This window comes from Streptomyces sp. NPDC005393 (assembly GCF_040606675.1).
Lineage (GTDB): Bacteria > Actinomycetota > Actinomycetes > Streptomycetales > Streptomycetaceae > Streptomyces.
In genome coordinates, this window is sequence record NZ_JBEXFG010000015.1 from 20,198 (window position 1) to 39,751 (window position 19,554).

Sequence of the window (19,554 nt, forward strand, 5' to 3'; positions counted from 1 at the left end):
CCCGTCCCCTCGTGTCCCGGCGAAAGGCAGCTGTCACCATGGCTCTACGGCCACCCCTCCCCCACACGGCCAAGACCGCGGCCGTCGTGTTCGCGCTCGCGGTGGGGCTGACCGCCGCCTCGATCGTGGTCGACGCGTCGGACGGGACCGGCGGCCGCCAGGACACCGCCCGTGCCGTGCGGCCCGCCGCCGCGCGGCTCGAGCAGTTCACCGCCGACGGGCTCGCCCAGCAGATCAGCACCGTGCAGAGGCATCTGCGCGCCGAGCCGAAGGACGCGACGGGCTGGGCCGGGCTCGGCTCGGCCTATGTCGAACAGGCCCGCGGCACGGGCGACCCCACCCGCTATCCGCAGGCGGAGAAGGCGTTCACCCGCTCCCTGTCCGTCCAGCCGCGCGACAACGACACGGCCCTCGCCGGGCGCGCCTCGCTCGCCGCCGCGCGCCATGACTTCCGGGGCGCGCTGCGCGACGCGGACAAGGCCCTGAAGGTGAACTCCTACAGCCAGGGGGCGCTGGCCGTCCGCGTCGACGCCCTCGTCGAACTCGGCCGCTACAAGGACGCGTACACCGCCGCCCGGAAGGCCGACGCGCTCCGCCCCGGCATCCCCGTCTTCACCCGCCTCGCCTACGTCCTCGAACTGCGCGGCGATCCGGCCGGGGCGCGCCGGGTGCTGCTGCGCGCCAAGGACTCCGCGACCTCGCCCAGCGATATCGCCTATGTCTCCACGGCGCTCGGACAGCTCGCCTGGGGCCAGGGCGAGTACGGCACCGCGCGCGCCGCGTACGCCGATGCCCTGCGGGCCGTCCCCGGTTACCTCCCGGCGCTGGAGGGCCGCGGCCGCACCTCCGCCGCGACCGGCCGGCTCGACGCGGGCATCCGCGATCTGGAGGAGGTCGTACGGCGTTATCCGCTGCCCGCGGAGCTCTCGGCGCTGGGCGAGGCGTACGAGGCGCGGGGCGACCGCGCCAAGGCGCGCCAGCAGTACGCCGTGGTCGACACCTGGATCACGCTCGCGCGGGCCAACGGCGTGGCCACCGACCTCGACAGCGCGTTGGTCGCGGCCGACCACGGCGACGTCAAGGAGGCGCTCAAGGCGGCCCGCGCCGAGTGGGACCGCCGCGAGACCGTGCACACCGCGGACGCCCTGGCCTGGGCCCTGCACCGCAATGGTGACGACAAGAGGGCCCTGGCCTATGCCAAGCGCGCCGCCGAGCCGGGCTATCGCAACGCGGCGTTCCTCTACCACCGGGGCGTCATCGAGAAGTCCCTCGGCGACTCCGCGTCCGCCCGCCGCCATCTCACGGCGGCGCTCGGCCTCAACCCCGGCTTCTCCCCGACCGCCGCGCGCGCCGCGAAGGCGGCGCTGAAGGGGTTGGGTGGTCAGCGGTGAGCCGGGCGCTCTGCGGATTCACGTACGGGGTCGAGTGCGGGTGTGCAGGTGGTTGCTGTGGATGGTGCGTGCGGGGTCGGGCCCCGGGCCCGTCGCGGCTCCGCCGGGTGCGGCTCTCGTCCTGCCTGAGGTGGCGTGCGGGGACGCTCCGTCGGACGGCACGGTGCTCCCCCGGGTGCGGCTTTCGTCCGGCGCCCGGGAGGGGTGCCTCGGAAAAAACGCTTGATCTGGCGCAACTACTAGGTCAAGCGAAAAAACAAGAGGTGCCCCCACCCGGCGGCGGGCCGCACCACGCGACGCCCGGAAGCCGGGACTCCGGCCTCGGCCAGGGCCCAGGGGAGCCGATGCTCCAACCACCCGCGCCCGGACGAAAGCCGCACCCGGCCGCCGAGCCGCGCACCCCCCAACGGCGCATATCCGCAACCGCAACCACGACCACCGCCGGCACCAGGAAGGTACGTCCATGAAACGGCTGACACGGCGTGTGCGCCGTATGGCCGCCGCCGCAGGGGTACTGGCGGGGGCCGTGGGCCTGGTGGTGCTGCCCGCCGGCACGGCCGACGCGCATCCGCTCGGGAACTTCACCGTCAACCGCTACGACGGGCTGGTCGTCGCCCCCGGTGAGCTGCGGGTCGACCATGTCGAGGACCTCGCCGAGATCCCGGCCGCGCAGGCCAAGCCGCAAATCGACCGGGATGGCGACGACGCGCTCTCCAAGCGGGAGTTGGCGGCGTGGGCACAGCGGCGCTGTGCGAGCGCTGCGCGCGGGGCGCGGCTGACCGCCGGGGGGCGCGAGGTGTCCGTACGCGCCGGGCGCGCCGAGGCGCGCAACCGGCCGGGGCAGGCGGGGCTTCCGACGCTGCGCGTCGAGTGCCGGCTGACGGCCGCGCTGCCGCACGGCGAGCGGGCGACGGTCGCGTACCGGCCGCAGGACATCGGAACCGGGCCCGGCTGGCGGGAACTGACGGCCCAGGGCGACCGGATGACGCTCACCGACTCCGATGTGCCCAAGGACTCCGTCTCGCGGCGGCTGACCCGCTATCCGAAGGGCCAGCTCTCCTCGCCGTCCGATGAGCGGTCCGCCACGCTGCGCGACAAGCCCGGCGGGCCCGCGCTCGCCGCGTCGGCGTCCGAGCGGGGGGAGCCGACGGGCTCGGGGGTGCTGCCGCGCGGCGCGGACCGCTGGACACAGGCGCTCACCTCGATGGTCGCGCGCCATGACATCACCTTCGGCTTCGCCCTGACGGCCTTCGCCACCGCCGTACTGCTCGGCGCGATGCACGCGCTGGCCCCCGGGCACGGCAAGACGATGATGGCGGCCGCCGCCGCGGCGGGCGGGCGCAGCGCGCTGCGCGATGTGCTGGCGCTGGGAGCGTCGGTGACGGTCACTCATACGCTGGGGGTGTTCGCGCTCGGACTGCTGGTCACGGCGGGCTCGGCGGCCGCCCCTTCGGTGATCTCCTGGCTGGGCGTCGCGAGCGGGGTGCTGGTCTCGCTGGCCGGGGCCGGGCTGCTCCGCACGGCGCTGCGCCGCCGTCGGCACGTACAGCACCAGCACGACCACGACCACGCACACGATCACGCCCATGGGCATGGGCATGAGCATGAGCACGGGCATGTGCACACCCATGACCACGGCGACGGGCATTCGCACACCCATGAGATCCGGCCCACCCTCCGCGGCACACTGCTGCTCGGCTTCGCCGGGGGTATGGTCCCCAGCCCCTCCGCCGTCATCGTGCTGGTCGGCGCCGCCGCGCTCGGACAGGCATGGTTCGGTTTCGTGCTGGTGCTGGCGTACGGGCTGGGGCTGGCGTGCACCCTCACCCTGGCCGGATTCGCGGCGGTACGCCTGGGCCGGCGGGCCACCGAGCGGCTGACCGCCCGCAGGGCGTCGGGGGGCCGCGTCAACCGGCTGCTGGGTGTGCTGCACCGGGCCTCGCCCATCGGCACAGCCGCCGTCGTCCTCGCACTGGGCTGCGGATTGGTGCTCAGGGGGGCGGCAACAACCCTCGGTTGAGGTACATTCAGCCCGAATTGCTCGGTGGGGGGAGGGCTCGGCCATGAGCGAAGACGGTGTCGGCCGACGGGGCGAGCGGGTGGCCGGGGGGCGTTACCGCCTCCTGGGCGAGCTGGGCCGCGGCGGTATGGGCGTGGTGTGGCGGGCGTACGACGAGGCGCTGGGCCGCGAGGTCGCCATCAAGGAGGTGCGCGCCCCGGCCGGGCTCGGCGACCGTGACATCGACCGGCTGTACGCCCGGCTGGAGCGCGAGGGCCGGGCGGCGGCGCGGGTCTCGCACCGCAATGTGGTCACGGTGTACGACGTGGCCATGGAGGGCGGCCGCCCCTGGATCGTCATGGAGCTCGTGCGCGGGCTGTCGTTCGCGGATGTGCTCGACGCGGAGGGGCCGCTGCCGCCCGCGCGGGCGGCGTTCATCGGCGCCGAGGTGCTGACCGCGCTACGGGCCGCGCATGCGGTGGGCGTGCTGCACCGGGATGTCAAGCCCGGCAACGTACTGATCGCGAACGACGGCCGGGTGGTGCTCACGGACTTCGGGATCGCGGTGGTGGAGGGGGACTCGGCGCTGACGCTGACCGGGGAGCTGGTGGGCTCGCCGGAGTTCCTCGCCCCGGAGCGCGCCCTGGGGCGGCCACCGGGGCCCGAGGCGGATCTGTGGTCGCTGGGCGTGATGCTGTACGCGGCGGTGGAGGGCTTCTCCCCGTTCCGCCAGGACACCCCGCTGAGCACGCTGCGGGCCGTGGTGGACGCGTCGCTGCCGGCGCCGCGCCGGGCCGGTCCGCTCACCTCCGTACTGGAGGGGCTGCTCGACAAGGATCCGCGGCAGCGCATCCCGGCGGCGGAGGCGGGGCGGCTGCTGCGGCTGGTGGCGGCGGGAGGCGCGCCGCGCGCCGCGTCGGTGCCGGCGCCGTCGGACGGCTTCGGACCGGGCATGGCGACGCAGCCCCTGGGGCCGCTGCCGGCGCCGCCGGCGGGCCCGAGGTCCCCCGCGTCCCCCGGGCCCGCCGATGAGCCGCCGCCTCCCTATCGGCCCCGGCGCGCGGTCGCCGCGGTGGTGGCCGGGGCGCTGCTGGCCGCGCTGGCGCTGGGCGGGGTGACCTGGGCGCTGCTGAACGACGAGGGCTCGGCCGACAAGGGCGCCACCACCAGCAGCGGCAGCCCCTCCAGCGACCGCTCCGGCAGGGACTCCGGTCACGGCGAGACGGACTCGGGCGGCAAGGGGGACGACCACACCGCCTCCCGGCCCGCGTCCAGCTCGGGGTCCAGCGCCGGGTCCTCCCAGCGGCCCGCCCTCACGATCACGGTCGTCGTGAAGGCCGTACACGCCCACTACCAGGGCGTCTGTCCGCCCCCGGAGGACAGCGCGCCGTCCTTCACCGCGACCATCACCGTGAATCGCGCACCCGCGACGGTCGAGTACCGCTGGATCACCGGGAGCGGCGAGGTGTCGGACCCGGGCTGGAAGACGGCCGCGTTCGACGGAGGTACGTCCCGGACCGTTCGGCACACCGAGCTGACGTACCGGGCGGGCGGGGCCCATGAGGACTGGATCGCCGTGGAGATCAGGAGCCCCAAGGCCGTGACCTCCGCGCATGTCTCCTACAGCACGACATGCGAGGAGGCCCCGACGGACGGGGCCTCCTCTTCAGCGAGTTCAGCGAGTTCAGCGAGTGGTGGCGCGGATCAATCAGGCAGCTGAGGTGAAGACGGGGAGGTAACCCCCGGACTGACCGGCGGCCGTGGGGTGGTACGACTCGTCGATGGGGAAGGTGACGCTGTTCAGCCACGCGTTGCCGGAGCAGATCTCATGTCCGGTGAAGGTCGGGGTGACGTCGCCGAAGCTGAATCCGTGGTCGGCGGCGCGCTTGGCGGTGATGGAGTTGAGCAGGTCGGCGCCGCCGTTGATGGCGGCGCGCTCGGTCTCGCTGAGGCCCAGGATGCAGGAGCCGTTCAGCTTGTAGAAGCGCGGGTAGCCGAGGACGACGACATGGGCGGACGGGGCCTTGGCGCGAATGGCGTTGTAGACCTGGTCGAGCTTGCCCGGCAGAGTGTTCTGAGCGTACGTGCGGGCGTTGGCGACGGCGTTGAGGCAGGTGGACTCGGACTGGAGCGCACAGGTGGTCATGACGTCGGCGAAACCAGCGTCGTTGCCGCCGATGCTGATGGAGACGAGGCCGGTACCGGAGTTGAGGGGGCCGAGCTGATTGCTCAGGACATCGCCGGTCTTGGCGCCCGAGCATGCGGTGAAGTTGAAGCTGGAGGGGGCGTGCGAGGCGGCCCAGAGGGCGGGGTACGCCCTGGTGCTGCGCTTGCAGCTGCCGCTCGCACTGACGTAGCTGCCCGCGCCGACGCCCGATGAGTAGGAGTCACCGAGCGCCACATAGGCGGGACCCGCGCTGTTCCCGGTGGCATGGGCGGCGCCGGCCCCGGTGAGGGCGAGGACGGCACCTACGACGAACGCACCCGCGGTCGCCGTGAGTCTGGACAGTTTCATTCGATCTCCCTAGCAGGATCACTGCTGTGCCGATGTGAGGTGCGATCACCCCCAAGAGGGGCAAACGCGTTCGAAACCGTCAGTCACGCCGCCGGGGTTCGTTACAGCGACATGACATGGCTATGTCATGCCGTCGAAAATGCTGATCTATGCGTGTAGTTGGCAAAATCTTTCGGTCACCCAAGGGATTGGACCGGCGCACGCCCGGCGCACGCCGCGCCACCCGCCTTGATGAGCGGTCAACCATCCGCGCTCTTATGGCGCGTTCGCACACTTTCTCCGTCTTGACGCGGATCCGCCGACTGCGCGACATTGAAGCCCGGCATCCGGCGCTTCGGGGGGCAAAGTCGCCAATGCAGACCATCACTGACAAGAGACCGGCGGGCACGGAGTTCCTGCTGGTGATCGCGGGGGCCGCCGTCGGCGTCGGAGGGGTCGGCGCCGCACTCGCACTGGCCGACGTCGACTCACCGCTGCGCGCGCCGTTCACGCTCTTCTTTCTCCTGGCGGCGCCCGCGTCGGCCATCGGCGCCACGCTGCGCGGCCTCGATCCGCTCGTCCGCCCGGTGCTCGCGGCGGCGGGCGCGCTCGCGCTCGATCTGCTCGTCGCGCAGGCCATGCTCGCGCTGCACCTGTGGTCGGTGCGCGGCGGGGTGGTCACGGTCGCGGCGCTGAGCCTGCTGATCCTCGTTCCCACGCTGCTGGTCCGCCGTGCGCGGCGCCGGCGCGCCGGCCGGGGGCACCTCCCAGCGGTAGCCGGGGGCGAGCCGAAGGGGCGCGCCGCTGTCGAAAGGGCGAGCGCACGCAGGCGCCTCGGGCTCCCATCCGGTATGGGGTGCCCGCCCGGCTGGGGGCACCTCCCAGCGGTAGCTGGGGGCGAGCCGAAGGGCCGCGCCGCTGTCGAAAGAGAGAGCGCGCGGAGGGCCCGAGGAACGAGGGGCCGAGCACGGTCGGCCGTCGACAGGGGCTTCAGCGCCCCGGAGGCGAACCGAGCCTCAAAAAAAGGGGACACGTGGACATCGGCGTATACCGCCCGGGTGAGCTGACGGCCGCGGACCGGGCGGTCTGGACGGCCATGCAGTCACAGGCGCATCTGCTGGGGGCGCCGGAGCTGGCGAACCCCTTTCTGTCACCGGAGTTCACCCTGGCCGTGGGCCGCACCAGACGCGGGGTGCGGATCGCGGTGGTGCGCGAGGAGGGCGAGCCCCTAGCCTTCTTCCCTTTTCAGCGGAGCCGGCTCGGGGTGGGACGGGCGATCGGTCTCGGCCTCTCGGACTCCCAGGGCCTGGTGCACCGGCCCGGGTTCCAGTGGGACGCACGGGAGCTGCTGCAGGCGTGCGGCCTCGCGGTATGGGAGTTCGACCATCTGGTGGAGGGGCAGAAGCCGTTCGAGGTGGGGGCCCGTGGCTCCTTCCCCTCCCCCGTGATCGATGTAGACCAGGGCTATGAGGCGTATCTCGCCCGGCTGCGCGCGCAGTCGCCGAAGTTCACCCGCACCACGCTCGCCAAGGAGCGGAAGCTCGGCCGGGACATCGGGGAGGTGCGCTATGTCCACGACGAGCGCGACCCGGCCGCACTGCGCACGCTGATCGGCTGGAAGTCCGCGCAGTACCGCAGGACCGGGCGCAGCGACCGCTTCTCCCATCCGTGGATCATCCGGCTGGTGCAGCAGCTCTTCCACACCCGCGGGGCGTCCTTCGAGGGGCTGCTGTCCGTGCTCTACGCGGACGGCCGGCCGGTCGCGGCGCATTTCGGCCTCCGCTCGGAGCGCGTCCTCGCCTGCTGGTTTCCGGCGTACGACACCGCGTATGCCAAATTCTCGCCCGGGCTTGTGCTGCATCTGCGCATGGCGGAAGGCGCTGCCGCTCAGGGGGTGGCCTATCTCGATCTCGGGCGGGGCGAAAAGGAGTACAAGGACTCCCTGAAAACACGCGATCTCAGCGTGTCGGAGGGGTGGGTGACGCGCCGCCACCCGGTGGCGCTCGGACATCGGGCGCGGCGCGCCCCGGTGCGGGCGCTGCGCAATACGGTGCTATCCCGGCCGGAGCTCTTCGGACCGGCCGACCGGATGCTCAAGCGTATGGGCTCCATCCGGGACAAGAATTGACGAACAAAATTCCCAAAGGGGGTGTCGGCACAAGACTCTTGCCATAGAGTATTCAACGTACATACCGTCGTACTTCCACCCGCATCGGACCATCATGCAAGGCGGCTCCAGGGGAGGGCACAAGCGTCGCGATGGTCTCCGGGGCGGGAAACGCGGTAGGGGGGTGCCGCGCCCGGCTGTCCTGATCTTTGGGGATGTGCCGCGTCGCGGGCCGCGAGGCCAGTAACACCAAGCCAGCTTGCCCGGCCTGTTCGACAGTCGATGCCGTCATGGGCGGGTGAGAACCCCCCTTTCGAACCGGATACATCAAGGGACCGCCCGTGGGGCGGACGGTCCACCGGACGAGAGGGAAAACAGACTCATGAGCTCCTTTCTGCACGCGGCCGCGTCGGATATCGTTCCGCCGGCCGGAAAACACCGTTACCGACCGGTGTCTTCTCATCTCGCGATTGCGCCACCGGTGAGCGTCGTGATTCCGGCGATGAACGAGGCCGAGAATCTTCCGTACGTTTTCAAAACCCTTCCCGACTGGATCCATGAAGTGGTCCTGGTCGACGGCAATTCCACGGACGACACGGTCCGGGTGGCCCGCGAGCTGTGGCCCGATGTGAAGGTCGTGTCGCAGTCCGGCAAGGGCAAAGGGGATGCCCTCATCACCGGATTCGCCGCCTGCACCGGGGAGATCGTGGTGATGGTCGACGCGGACGGATCGGCCGACGGATCCGAGATCGTCAGCTACGTCTCCGCGCTGGTCTCGGGCGCCGACTTCGCCAAGGGGTCGCGCTTCGCCAATGGCGGCGGCACGGACGACATGACGCCGATCCGCAAGCTCGGCAACCGCGCGCTCACCTCGATCGTCAACCACAAGTTCGGCGCCCGCTACACCGATCTGTGCTACGGCTTTAACGCCTTCTGGCGCCGCTGCCTCGATGAGATCGCGCTGGACTGCGCGGGGTTCGAGGTGGAGACCCTGATGAACATCCGGGTGGTCAAGGCGGGGCTGCGGGTCCAGGAGATCCCCAGCCATGAGTACGAGCGCATCCACGGCGCCAGCAATCTGCGGGCCGTCCGCGACGGGTTGCGGGTGCTCAAGGTGATCCTGCACGAGCGCGGCACCAAGCGGCCCCGCCGCCCGGCGCTGGCGCCCGCGGCTATCCGGGGGGAGGTGTCTTGACGGTTCGCACAGCCACGGTGCGGATCTCCGTGGTGATCTGCGTCTACACCGAGGACCGCTGGGACGACATCCTCGCCGCGGTGGCCTCGGTGCGCGACCAGTCGCTGCCCGCCCACGAGACGCTTCTGGTGGTGGACCACAACGCACGGCTGCTGCGGCGGCTCACGGACCACTACGGGGGCGGCGGGGCGGACGCGGGTACGGACGGGCGTCAGGGGGTGCGGGTGCTCGCCAACGCGGGCCCCCGCGGCCTGTCCGCCAGCCGTAACACCGGTATCGCGGCCTCCGGCGGTGAGGTGATCGCCTTCCTCGACGACGACGCGGTCGCCGAGCGGGACTGGCTGCGCCACTTCGCCGCCGGGTACGCCGATCCACGGGTCATGGCGGTCGGCGGGCGCACGGTCCCGGTGTGGGCCTCGCGCCGCCGGCCGGCCTGGTTCCCGGAGGAGTTCGACTGGGTGGTGGGCTGTACGTACCGGGGGCTGCCACCCGGCCGGGTGCGGGTGCGCAATGTGCTGGGCGGCAACGCCTCCTTCCGCAGGGAGGCGTTCGACGCCGCCGGCGGATTCGCGAGCGGGATCGGCCGGGACGGCGACAAGCGGCCGCTGGGCTGCGAGGAGACCGAGCTGTGCATCCGGCTGACCCGTGCCCGGCCGGACGCGCTGCTGCTGATCGACGACCGCGCGGTGATCCACCACAAGGTGCCCGCCGCGCGGGAGCGGTTCGCCTACTTCCGGTCGCGGGCGTACGCCGAGGGCCTCTCGAAGGCCCTCGTCGCCCGCAGCGTGGGGGCCCAGGCTGGCCTTGCGACCGAGCGCCGCTACACCACCCGCGTGCTGCCCGCGGGCGTCGCCCGCGGGCTGCGGGACGCGCTGCTCGGCCGGGCGGGCGGAGCCGGCCGCGCGGCCGCCATCGTGGCGGGCGTGGCGGCCGCGGCGGGCGGCTACGCGGTGGGCACCGCCCGCGCCCGGCGCGGCACCGGCCCCCGCTTCACCATCGCCGCCATCCCGGACCCCGGGGTGGACACGGCGACCGACGAGATCCCCGACCTGAGACATGAGGGGGCGGCGTGAACGGAAGACGCGCGGGAGGCACCCCATGACCACGGGGGCGGTGCCGATACTGATGTATCACACGGTGGCCCACGCCCCCGCGCGGGCCACCCACGGGCTCTCCGTCTCACCGGGCGCTTTCGCCGAGCAGATGGATCTGCTCGGCGAGCGCGGCTTCACCCCGGTGACCTGCGAGCGGCTGGCCGACGCCTGGCGCGGCGGCCCGGCGCTGCCGTCCAGGCCCGTGCTGATCACCTTCGACGACGGCTACGAGGGCGTACACCGCTACGCCCTCCCCGCCCTGACCCAGCACGGCTTCACGGCCACGCTGTTCGCTTCCACGGGCTGGCTGCGCGGCCCGTACGAGACGGACGGCGCGCTGGATCTGATGCTCGACTGGGGCCAAGTGCGCGAGCTCGCCGAGGGGGGGATGGAGATCGGCGGGCACAGCCACACCCACCCCCAGCTCGACCAGCTCGACGACGCGCGGCTGTGGTTCGAGGTGGCGCGCTGCCGGGAGATCCTCACCGCCGAGCTCGGCCGGCCGCCGGTGTCCTTCGCCTATCCGTACGGCTACTCCAGCCGCCGGGTGCGCCGCGTGGTGGGCTCGGCCGGGTTCGGGGTGTCCCTCGCGGTGGGCAACGCACTGGCGGCGCGGCGCCAGGGGCCGTACGCGCTGGGCCGGGTGACGGTGCGGCGCACCACCCGGATCGAGGAGTTCGAGCGGCTGGTCTCCGGCCGGGCGATCGGCCGCAACTTCGCCGGGGACCGGGCCCTCACCAAGGGGTACGCCCTGGTCCGCAGAGCACGTCAGGTCCTACGGAAGGTGCACTGAGCCCGTGTCCGACACGACCACCCGGGCCGAGGAGCGGACGGCCGCCGAGCGGCCGGCCGCCGGCCGGAGCGGCGAGCGCAACCAGCTCTTCCGCAACGCCTATGCGCTGATGCTCAACACGGGCATCTCAGCGGTCCTCGGCCTCGGCTTCTGGCTGGCCGCGGCCCGCTACTACTCGGAGGACGCGGTCGGCCAGGGCTCGGCGGCCATCGCCGCGATGAAGCTCCTCGCGGGGCTCACCGCGGTGACGCTGACCGGTGCCCTGGCCCGCTTCATCCCGGTCGCGGGGCGGACGACGGGGCGGCTGGTCTTCGTCACCTACGCGGTCAGTTCGGCGGTCGTCGCCTGCGCCGCGGTGATCTTCCTGCTCTCCCTCGACACCTGGGGGCCCTCGTACCGCTTTCTGCACGGCCCGGTCAACGGCCTCGGCTTCATCGCCGCCGTCGTCGCCTGGTCGCTGCTGACCCTGCAGGACGGGGTGCTGACCGGGCTGCGCAGCGCGCTCTGGGTGCCGGTGGGCAACACGGTGTTCTCGGCGGTCAAGCTGCTCCTGCTCATCGCGCTCGCCACGGCGATCCCGACCGCCGGCGTGTTCGTGTCCTGGGTCGCCGCGATCGCGGTGTCCGTGCTGCCGCTGGGCTGGATGGTCTTCCGCCGGCTCGTGCCCCGGCATGTCACGGCGACGAAGGGGAAGACGCGGCCCGCGTCCTACCGGGAGATGGGCCGCTTCCTCGCCGGGGACTACACCGGGTCACTCTTCTCGCTGGCCGTGGTCTACGCCGTGCCGGTCATCGTCGCCTCGCAGGTCAGCGCCGCCGACAACGCGTACTTCTACATCACCACCACGATCGGCGGCACCACCAATCTGCTCGCCATCAACATGGGCGCGTCGCTGACCGTCGAGGGCTCGCACGACCCGGCCCGGCTCGCCGAGAACTGCCGGGCGGCGCTGCGCCGCATGGCGCGCATCATGGTCCCGGTCTGTCTCGTCCTGTTCGTCCTCGCACCGCAGATCCTCGGGGTGTTCGGGGACGGCTACGCGGACGCGGCCGCGCCGCTGCTGCGCTGGTTCGCGGTGGGCGCGGCGCTGCGGGTCGTCATCGAGGTGTACTTCGCGGTGCTGCGGGCGCAGAGCCGCACCTCCGGGCTGGCGCTGCTCCAGGGCCTGTTGTGTGTGCTGGTGCTGAGTCTGACGTTGCTGCTGCTGCCGCGGATGGGGCTGACGGGGGCGGGAGTCGCGGAAATCTCCAGTCTGTCGGTGATCGCGTCCATCGCGTCGGTGAAGCTCTACCGGGTGCTGAAGGGGAAGCCCGCGGCGGCAGCCGGGCGGACATCCGCCGAGCCGTTGGCCGCGTCCCCGGCCGCGCCGCTGCCCGAGCCCGGCACCGCGCCCGACGGCGACCTCGCGGATCTCGCGGTCGACGGCGACCGCCGGGATCGCCGTGACCGCCCGCCGCGCGGTGAGTACAACGGGCGCTACGGCACCCGCTGGGCACTGCGCGCCGCACTCGACGCGAACACGCTCGCGCTCGGCGTCCGCATGGACTTCGACCACCCGGAGCGCCGCCCGGACAAGCGTTACGGCCCACCGGGTGCGGAGGCGGAAGCCGACCCGGGCCCGGGCGCCGCCGAGCCCGGCGCCACCGGGTCCACGCGCCCCAGCCGCTCCGACCCGGCCCGGGCCAACACCACCGGCCCAGGTTCCCCGGCCCCGTACGTGGACGACACGCCGGGGGCGCGCCCCGTCCCCTCCCGGGCGGCGGATCGGCCGCCGGTCCTGCCGTCGGGGCACGTCGACCCGACCGAGGCGGGGGCCGCGCAGACCGCTCGGGCGGGCAGGCCGGATGACGAACCCGCCGGGGCGACCGCCTCCGGTCCTGCCGGGTCCGCCTGGCGTGCCCTCAGTTCCGAGAGCGACGCACGAGCTGACGCGCTGCCGTCGGGGCTCGTCGGGCGGGACGAGGCGGGGGCCGCGCAGGCCGCACGGGCGGCGAGGCGGGACGACGAGCCCGCCGATGCGACCGGCTCCGGTCCTGCCAAGGCTGCCAAGGCTGCCAAGGACCGATGGCCCGCCTGCACGTCCGAGCCCACGAAACCAGCTGACGCGCCGTCGGCGGGCGCGGGGCAGGAGGGCGAGCCCTACGCCACGACCGGCTCGGGACCTGCCCCCGCAGGAGACCCCTGGCCTGCCCGCACGGCAGGGCCGGGGGCTGCGGGCGCGCGGGACTGGGGGATCTCGCACGCGTCGCAGGCGCGGAGCGGGGCGGGCGGGGTGCGGTCGGGGACCGCGCCCTGGGAGCGGCCCGGGGCCGCGCCGCAGGGCCCGGACGCGCCGCCGCCATCGACTGGGGCACAGGCCGGAGCCGGGGCGGGGCCGGGGCCGGAAGCGGCCCAGGGCTCCGGACCCGCCGAGCGGCGGCGGGCCCGGCTGGCCACCATCGCCCTCTGGGCGGTGGTGGCCGCCGGGCTCGCCCTCTACTGGTTGCCCCTCATCGGCATGGGCGACGCCGAGCTGGACGGCATGGGCGGGCTCGGGCTGATCTCCGTCCTGCCCAAGGCGACCCTGCTCGGCGCCGCGCTGCTGATCACCGCGTTCGCGGCCGCGCTCCGGCTCGACCGGCCGCGGCGCGCCCTGCTGACCGTCGCCCTGCTCGCGACCGTCGCATCGCTGCACGCCGTGCCCGCCGTGCTGGAGGCACAGCCGCGGTTCCCGACCGCGTGGCAGCACCTCGGGTTCATGGACTACATCGGCCGGACCGGCGACGCCGTACCCGAGCTCGACGCGCGCTGGAGCTGGGCCGGCTTCTTCGCGGGCGCCGAATTCCTCGCGCGGGCCTGTGGCGTCCGGGACTTCACCGAGGTGCTGCGCTGGTGGCCCACGATCGTTCAGCTGCTCTATCTCGCGCCCCTGATGGTGCTGGTGCGCGCCCTGCGCGCGAGCTGGCGGGCCAAGTGGACGGCGGCGTGGCTGTTCGCGCTGAGCGGCTGGGTGGGCCAGGACTACTTCTCGCCGCAGGGGTTCACCTACCTCTTCTACCTCGTCTTCGTCGCCGTGCTGCTCGTCTGGTTCCGCGAACCGCGGGTGCTGCGCGGCAAGCGGTGGCCGGGCGAGGCCGAGGTGGCACAGGCCACGCGCGGTCAGCGCACGGCGCTGCTCGGGCTGCTGATCGCGCTGTTCGCGGCGTCGGTGGCGGCGCATCAGCTGACCCCGTTCGTGATGCTGGGGGTGGTGAGCGCCCTCGTGCTGGTCCGGCGCTCGAATCTGTACGGGCTGCCGCTGCTGTGCGGGGTCATGGTCGTCGTCTGGGTGGGGTTCCTCGCGGAGCCGTACTGGTCGGGCCATTTCGACGAGCTCTTCGGCGGGATGGGCGGGGTGGGCGGCAATGTCTCCTCGTCCGTCTCCGGCCGGATCGAGGGCGGCAGCAGCGTGCACAAGCTGGTGCTCTACGTCCGGGTGGCGCTGGCGGGCGGGGTGCTGGCCCTCGCCTGCTGGGGGGTGCTGCGGCGGCGGTGGGCGGGGTTCGTGGAGCGGTCGCTGCTGGTGCTGACCTTTGTGCCGTTCCTTGGCTTCGGCATGCAGTCGTACGGCGGCGAGATGGCGCTGCGGGTCTTCATGTTCGCGCTGCCGGGCGCGTGCGCGCTCGGGGCGCTGGCGCTATTCCCTCGGGCCGGCTCGGACCGCGGGCGGCTCGGCCCGCTCGCCGCCCTGGTGGCGGGCCTGACCCTGATGTCCGGCTTCCTGGTCGCGCGCTGGGGCAATGAGACGTTCGAGCGCGTACGACCGGGCGAGGTGGCGGCGATGGACTACCTCTACGCCCATGACAAGCCGACCGTGCGGGTGCTGTGGATGAGCAACGACACCATCAACAACGTCACACCCGCGATGCCGTGGGGCGAGCGGGACATGGAGCGGGTGAGCTACGAGCCGACGCTGGCGCCGCGCGATCCGGTCCTGGTCGGCAGCCTCGTCACGGCGCTGCGCGACGCGGGGCCGCACTCGTATCTGATGGTGGGCCGCGGCCAGTCCGTCTATCTCAACCTGGACTCCGGCTACGCGGCGGACTGGCAGGAACGGCTCATCCACTCCCTCAACGGGCGCACCGAGCTGCGCCGGGTGCTGTCGAACGACGACGCGGCGCTGTACGAGCTGAAGCGGCAGCCGCGCGGGGCGGTCCCGGAGGCCAAGCCGGGGCCGGCCGGGCCGCTGATCACCTGGACGCCGTGGTCGGTGGTCGGCGCGCTGTCGGCGGTGGCGCTGATGGTGCTGCTGGCGGCGCGCGAGGTGGTGCGGGTGGCGGTGCGGCCGAGCGTGCGGCGGCTGCGCTGGCTGCAGAGCTCGTTCTGGTTCGCGCTGCCGCTGCTGGTCGTTCTGCTGGCCTCGCTGGTGCAGCGCTTTGTGACGATGTCGTAGGTGTCGTAGGTGTCGTAGGTGTCGTAGGCGTCGTAGCGGCCGGCTCGGGCTATCGCTTGAGCCAGCGCACCTCGTACGCGTCCATCCCGAACGACCGGCCGTCGACCTTCGCCTTGATCGGCCGGCTGAGGGTGTTGACGACCAGCACCGCGTCGTCGTCCGCGAGGACCTGCACATTCGGCCGGTCGTCGGCGGCGATGTCCACGGCCCGGAAGGCGGTGCCCGGCGGGAACTCCCGGGAGAACCGGCCGAGCAGCTCCATCATGGGCAGCGCGTCACCGCCGCCGTCCAGCTCGGTGGAGCGCCACAGACAACCGGGGCACTTCGCGCCCGTCTGTTCCGGGTTCCAGTAGAAGGCCGTGGCCGTGCCGCCCTCGGCCAGCCGGATCATGGCGGTGGCCTGGACGGCGGTGCGGTGCGGCTCGCTCCAGCCGGCGCGGTCGTCGTTCCCGTCGGCCGGTTCGACGTACCACTCGGCCCACCACACCGGCAGATCAGTGGTCTCGCTCAGCCAGCGGGTGACGTCCTCGAACTTCTGCGTGGCGCGGAACGCGTCCGGCAGCAGCCGGTCGCCCTCGCGGGTGTAGCTGGAGCCGTCGACGACCACGAAGTCCGCGCCCGCCTTGTGCTCGTTCCAGTACGTGACGGCGTCGGCGGACCGCTGGTCGAGCGTGCCCCAGGAGCCGCGGACCGCGGCGAAGCCGCCCGCCTCGCCCGGGGGATCGCTGTCGGCGACCACATACGGCCCACCGACCAGGTTCTTCGGGCTCCGCTTCTTCAGCTCCTCGTAGACGAGGTTGTAGAGCTTGGTGTAGCCCTCGTAGTTCCAGCGCTTCTTGGCGTCGTCGTAGAAGCCCTTGAACTCATTCCAGACAAGGAAGTGGCGGACATCCGGATAGCGCTCGGCGACCTTCCCCGCGAGCTCGGCGAAGTCCTTGTAGTGCTCGGGGGTGGGCGCGGTCTCCAGGGACTGCTGTGACCAGTCCGTACGCCCCGGCTCGCCGCCCTTCATCCAGTCGGGCGCACAGCACAGGGTGAGAACGGGCGCGGTGCCGGTCTTGCGCATCAGGGCGACGCGGCGGTCGAGGTCCGCGAAATCGTACCGCCCCGGGGACGGCTCGGGATTGCCCGCGCCCCAGCCCATGATGTGCTGGTTCTGCGGCATGGGGTGGCCGGACAGCAGCGCCTCGGCAGTCGTCCTGCCGCTCTCGGTGCCGCGGTCGGCGCTGTACTGGGTATGGGTGAATCCCCAGCCCAGACCGGATGTGGCGGCCTTGTCCCGCGCCGCCGCCGAACCCCGTCTCCCGTCGTCCCCGCCGGGCCACCCGGCGCAGGTGGTCAGCAGCAGCGCCAGCGCGGCCATGCCGACCCCGAGCAGCGCGCCGACCCGCCAGCGCCTCGTTTTCGCTAACCCGACCGAATCCCCGCCTTGACGTCCCACAACGGGTAAGAGTATCCGTGAACGCCCCCATTCCGGTGGGCTTCCACAGAACAGCTCGGTAAACGGTCGCAAACCCCGGTGCGTCCGCGCCCCTCGTGCTGGATCATGGGGGCCGGTGCGCTCACCGACGCACCGGCCCCGCGTTCTCAGGAGGCAGACCCTGCCCGCCACACCCGCCGAAGAGTCTCTCCCGATCCGGCTGAACGTCGATGACAGCGATTCGCCGTCGGACGTCGTCGACGCGCTCTTCCTCGGGCGCTTCGCCACCGGTGAGCAGCCGTACGCCCGCAGCCACTCCGTCGACCGGGTGCGCTCGGGCGCGACGCTGCTGCCGCCTGCCGCGACCGTGCTGCGGGCCGCCCGTGACGACGACCGCAGCGCGACGCTCGCCGAGGGCGACGGCTGGACGCTGCTGGTGTCCCGGTGGAACCGGGGCGCGGATGTGACCGTGACCGCGGTCGAGGACGATCTCGCCGAGAAGGTGCTGCGGCAGGCCGTCGACGGCGCGGAGGACGAACCGGAGCCCCAGCCGGAGAATGTCTCGATGGGCTTCTGGTACGTCTCCCCGCGGCGCGGCCCGCACCGCACCACCCGCCAGATCGCGGCCGGCACCTGGGAGGAGATCCGCGACAACTACACGGCACCGGTCGCCGAGGCCATGGAAGGGGTGATGAAGGTCACCCCGGACGACATCGCCGGCCGGCTACTGCTGCTGCACGGCCCGCCCGGCACCGGCAAGACCTCGGCGCTGCGCACTCTGGCCCGCTCCTGGCGGGACTGGTGCCAGGTGGACTGCGTACTGGATCCGGAGCGGCTGTTCACCGACGTCGGCTATCTGATGGACATCGCGATCGGCGAGGACGACGGCTCGGCCAAGGGGCGCTGGCGGCTGTTGCTGCTGGAGGACTGCGACGAGCTGATCCGCGGCGAGGCCAAGCACACGGCGGGCCAGGCGCTGTCCCGGCTGCTCAATCTGACGGACGGTCTGCTCGGCCAGGGGCGCAATGTGCTGGTCGGTGTGACCACCAACGAGGATCTGGAGCGGCTGCACCCGGCCGTCGTCCGCCCCGGCCGCTGTCTGGCCCGGATCGAGGTCGGGAAACTGACCCGTACGGAGTCGGTCAACTGGCTCGGTACGGAGGAGGGTGTCGGGCGGGACGGGGCGACGCTCGCGGAGCTGTTCGCGCTGCGGCGCGGCACCCGGCCCGCCTCGGTGCCGTCGCAGTCTGGCGAGGCCGACGCGGGGCTGTATCTGTAGGGGCGCTGTGTGCCCGGGGCGCTGTGTGCCCGGGGCGCTGTGTGCCCGGGACGCCGTGTGCCCGGGACACCGTGTGCCCGGGACACCGTGTGCCCGGGACGCTGTGAGCCCGGGACACCGTGTGCCCGGGCTCTCAGGCGTACAGCTCCCGCAGCCGTACGGACAGGCAGGTCACACAGCCCTCCATCTTCTCGAACTCGCTGATGTCGACCGGCACCGGCTCATAGCCGAGGTCGGCGAACAGCTCCGCGCTCCTCGGCGCGCTCGCCGCCATCAGCAGCTTGCCGCCGCCGAGCAGGACGACATGGGCGCCGGACTCCTCGGGGACGGGGAGGAAGCGCGGGAACGCCGCCGGATCGTCCACCAGTGGCAGATGGCCGATGACGGTGCCGTCCGGCAGCGCGGTGACCGCCGACTTGAGGTGGAGCACCTTGCTGACCGGCACGGCCACCACCTGTGCGCCCAGCGGCTCGAACGCGGCGCGCAGCTGCCGTATGCCCTCGCCGTTGGTGCGTCCACCGCGTCCTGCGTAGATGGTGTCGCCGATCTTCAGTACGTCACCGCCGTCCAGAGTTCCCGGCCCCCGGACCCGGTTCACCGAGCAGCCTAGCCCGGTCACGGCCTCCTCGACGGCCGCGGTCTCGGAACGGCGGGACTCGGCACCGGGGCGGGAGATGAGCGCGACGTTCTTGTAGACGACCATGGTGTCCTCGATGAACACCCCGTCCGGACAGTCGTCCAGTGGTGGCACCTCCACCGGCTCCCAGCCGTGCGCCCGCAGCGCCACGACATAGACCTCCCACTGACGCAGCGCCAGCGCGGCGTCGACCGGTGTGCGGTCGATATGGGTGACCAGACCGTCGGCAAGGCGCGGGCTGGGTGGTCGGACGAGGGCCTTTCGGCTGGTCATGGGGCTCCTTGTCAAGGCGGTGTGCGCGCTGGACAGCATCTCAGGCCACATCTCAGGCCACGTCGCCGTAGGCCGCGCGCAGGGCGTCCTCGACCACGGCGGACGCGGCGGCGCGGTCCAGCCCCAGCCGTACCGCCCGCTGGGCGTAGCTCCGCGCCGCCTCGGCCGCCTGGCGCTGAGCCGCGTCGCCCGCGGCGGCGACGAAGGTGCCGTGGCGGCCGCGGGTCTCGATCACACCGTCCGACTCCAGCGCCCGGTACGCCTTGGCGACGGTGTTCGCCGCCAGCCCCAGCTCCTCGGCGAAGCCGCGTACGGTGGGCAGCTTGTGGCCCACGGGCAGCGCGCCGGAGCGGGCCTGCTCGGCGATCTGCGCGCGGATCTGCTCGAAGGGGGCGGTGGCGGCGTCGGGGTCGACGGTGATCTGCAAGGCCACGTGGGGCTCCTGGGGCGTGTGTGGTGCG

General features: G+C 72.7%; 14 protein-coding genes. 10 read left to right on the forward strand and 4 right to left on the reverse strand.

Features of this window, described 5'->3' with window-relative positions; all coding sequences use genetic code 11:
• Positions 1-38 precede the first annotated feature (38 nt).
• From ABZS71_RS15375 to ABZS71_RS15385, 3 genes are all read left to right on the forward strand, one after another.
• Positions 39-1,391: a tetratricopeptide repeat protein gene (locus ABZS71_RS15375; RefSeq protein WP_356210311.1), complete on the forward strand. Its 1,353-nt coding sequence runs from the start codon at positions 39-41 to the stop codon at positions 1,389-1,391.
• 463 nt (positions 1,392-1,854) lie between these two features.
• Positions 1,855-3,411, forward strand: a complete 1,557-nt coding sequence (locus ABZS71_RS15380) for a nickel transporter (RefSeq protein WP_356210314.1) — start codon at positions 1,855-1,857, stop codon at positions 3,409-3,411.
• 43 nt (positions 3,412-3,454) lie between these two features.
• A complete protein-coding gene (locus ABZS71_RS15385; protein ID WP_356210317.1) occupies positions 3,455-5,110 on the forward strand; it encodes a serine/threonine-protein kinase in 1,656 nt (551 codons plus the stop codon).
• Here ABZS71_RS15385 and ABZS71_RS15390 read toward each other — a convergent pair.
• On the reverse strand, positions 5,099-5,905 hold the full coding sequence (locus ABZS71_RS15390; protein ID WP_355844420.1) for an SGNH/GDSL hydrolase family protein: 807 nt from the start codon (positions 5,903-5,905) through the stop codon (positions 5,099-5,101). The genes ABZS71_RS15385 and ABZS71_RS15390 overlap by 12 nt on opposite strands.
• Before the next feature lie 353 nt (positions 5,906-6,258).
• Between ABZS71_RS15390 and ABZS71_RS15395 the strand changes: the two genes are divergently transcribed.
• The 6 genes from ABZS71_RS15395 (at position 6,259) to ABZS71_RS15420 (ending at position 15,484) form a co-directional block, all read left to right on the forward strand.
• Positions 6,259-6,951, forward strand: a complete 693-nt coding sequence (locus ABZS71_RS15395; RefSeq protein WP_356210320.1) for a hypothetical protein — start codon at positions 6,259-6,261, stop codon at positions 6,949-6,951.
• Entirely contained in the window at positions 6,918-8,012 is a 1,095-nt protein-coding gene (locus ABZS71_RS15400; RefSeq protein WP_355844426.1) for a GNAT family N-acetyltransferase, read from the forward strand. The genes ABZS71_RS15395 and ABZS71_RS15400 overlap by 34 nt, the downstream gene beginning before the upstream one ends.
• Positions 8,013-8,373: 361 nt before the next feature.
• Positions 8,374-9,186, forward strand: coding sequence for a glycosyltransferase family 2 protein (locus tag ABZS71_RS15405; protein WP_356210323.1), 813 nt, complete (start codon positions 8,374-8,376; stop codon positions 9,184-9,186).
• Positions 9,183-10,259 carry a glycosyltransferase family 2 protein gene (locus ABZS71_RS15410; RefSeq protein ID WP_356210326.1) on the forward strand — a complete coding sequence of 359 codons (1,077 nt, stop codon included), beginning with the start codon at positions 9,183-9,185 and terminating at the stop codon, positions 10,257-10,259. The genes ABZS71_RS15405 and ABZS71_RS15410 overlap by 4 nt, the downstream gene beginning before the upstream one ends.
• A gap of 25 nt (positions 10,260-10,284) precedes the next feature.
• Positions 10,285-11,073, forward strand: coding sequence for a polysaccharide deacetylase family protein (locus tag ABZS71_RS15415; protein ID WP_356210329.1), 789 nt, complete (start codon positions 10,285-10,287; stop codon positions 11,071-11,073).
• A 109-nt stretch (positions 11,074-11,182) separates the two neighbouring features.
• Positions 11,183-15,484 (forward strand): lipopolysaccharide biosynthesis protein, encoded by a 4,302-nt coding sequence (locus ABZS71_RS15420; protein WP_356210466.1) that lies wholly within the window; start codon positions 11,183-11,185, stop codon positions 15,482-15,484.
• Between the two features lie 49 nt (positions 15,485-15,533).
• On the opposite strand, the gene ABZS71_RS15425 is transcribed toward ABZS71_RS15420, so the two are convergent.
• Positions 15,534-16,847: a xylan 1,4-beta-xylosidase gene (locus tag ABZS71_RS15425; RefSeq protein ID WP_356210332.1), complete on the reverse strand. Its 1,314-nt coding sequence runs from the start codon at positions 16,845-16,847 to the stop codon at positions 15,534-15,536.
• Positions 16,848-17,085: 238 nt separating this feature from the next.
• On the opposite strand from ABZS71_RS15425, the gene ABZS71_RS15430 reads away from it, so the two are divergent.
• Positions 17,086-18,183 (forward strand): DUF5925 domain-containing protein, encoded by a 1,098-nt coding sequence (locus ABZS71_RS15430; RefSeq protein ID WP_355844486.1) that lies wholly within the window; start codon positions 17,086-17,088, stop codon positions 18,181-18,183.
• A gap of 133 nt (positions 18,184-18,316) precedes the next feature.
• Here ABZS71_RS15430 and ddaH read toward each other — a convergent pair whose 3' ends face one another.
• Positions 18,317-19,093, reverse strand: coding sequence for a dimethylargininase (gene ddaH / locus ABZS71_RS15435; RefSeq protein ID WP_356210335.1), 777 nt, complete (start codon positions 19,091-19,093; stop codon positions 18,317-18,319).
• Between the two features lie 52 nt (positions 19,094-19,145).
• A complete protein-coding gene (locus ABZS71_RS15440; protein WP_356210338.1) occupies positions 19,146-19,526 on the reverse strand; it encodes a GntR family transcriptional regulator in 381 nt (126 codons plus the stop codon).
• Between the last annotated feature and the right edge of the window lie 28 nt (positions 19,527-19,554).

What these genes read in the sequence shown, in the direction of transcription:
- ABZS71_RS15395 (WP_356210320.1), top strand. Translation starts at nt 6,259, where the DNA reads ATGCAGACCATCACTGACAAGAGACCGGCGGGCACGGAGTTCCTGCTG.
- ABZS71_RS15380 (WP_356210314.1), top strand. Translation starts at nt 1,855, where the DNA reads ATGAAACGGCTGACACGGCGTGTGCGCCGTATGGCCGCCGCCGCAGGG.
- ABZS71_RS15385 (WP_356210317.1), top strand. Translation starts at nt 3,455, where the DNA reads ATGAGCGAAGACGGTGTCGGCCGACGGGGCGAGCGGGTGGCCGGGGGG.
- ABZS71_RS15375 (WP_356210311.1), top strand. Translation starts at nt 39, where the DNA reads ATGGCTCTACGGCCACCCCTCCCCCACACGGCCAAGACCGCGGCCGTC.
- ABZS71_RS15390 (WP_355844420.1), bottom strand. Translation starts at nt 5,905, where the DNA reads ATGAAACTGTCCAGACTCACGGCGACCGCGGGTGCGTTCGTCGTAGGT.
- ddaH (WP_356210335.1), bottom strand. Translation starts at nt 19,093, where the DNA reads ATGACCAGCCGAAAGGCCCTCGTCCGACCACCCAGCCCGCGCCTTGCC.
- ABZS71_RS15420 (WP_356210466.1), top strand. Translation starts at nt 11,183, where the DNA reads ATGCTCAACACGGGCATCTCAGCGGTCCTCGGCCTCGGCTTCTGGCTG.
- ABZS71_RS15405 (WP_356210323.1), top strand. Translation starts at nt 8,374, where the DNA reads ATGAGCTCCTTTCTGCACGCGGCCGCGTCGGATATCGTTCCGCCGGCC.
- ABZS71_RS15415 (WP_356210329.1), top strand. Translation starts at nt 10,285, where the DNA reads ATGACCACGGGGGCGGTGCCGATACTGATGTATCACACGGTGGCCCAC.
- ABZS71_RS15425 (WP_356210332.1), bottom strand. Translation starts at nt 16,847, where the DNA reads ATGGCCGCGCTGGCGCTGCTGCTGACCACCTGCGCCGGGTGGCCCGGC.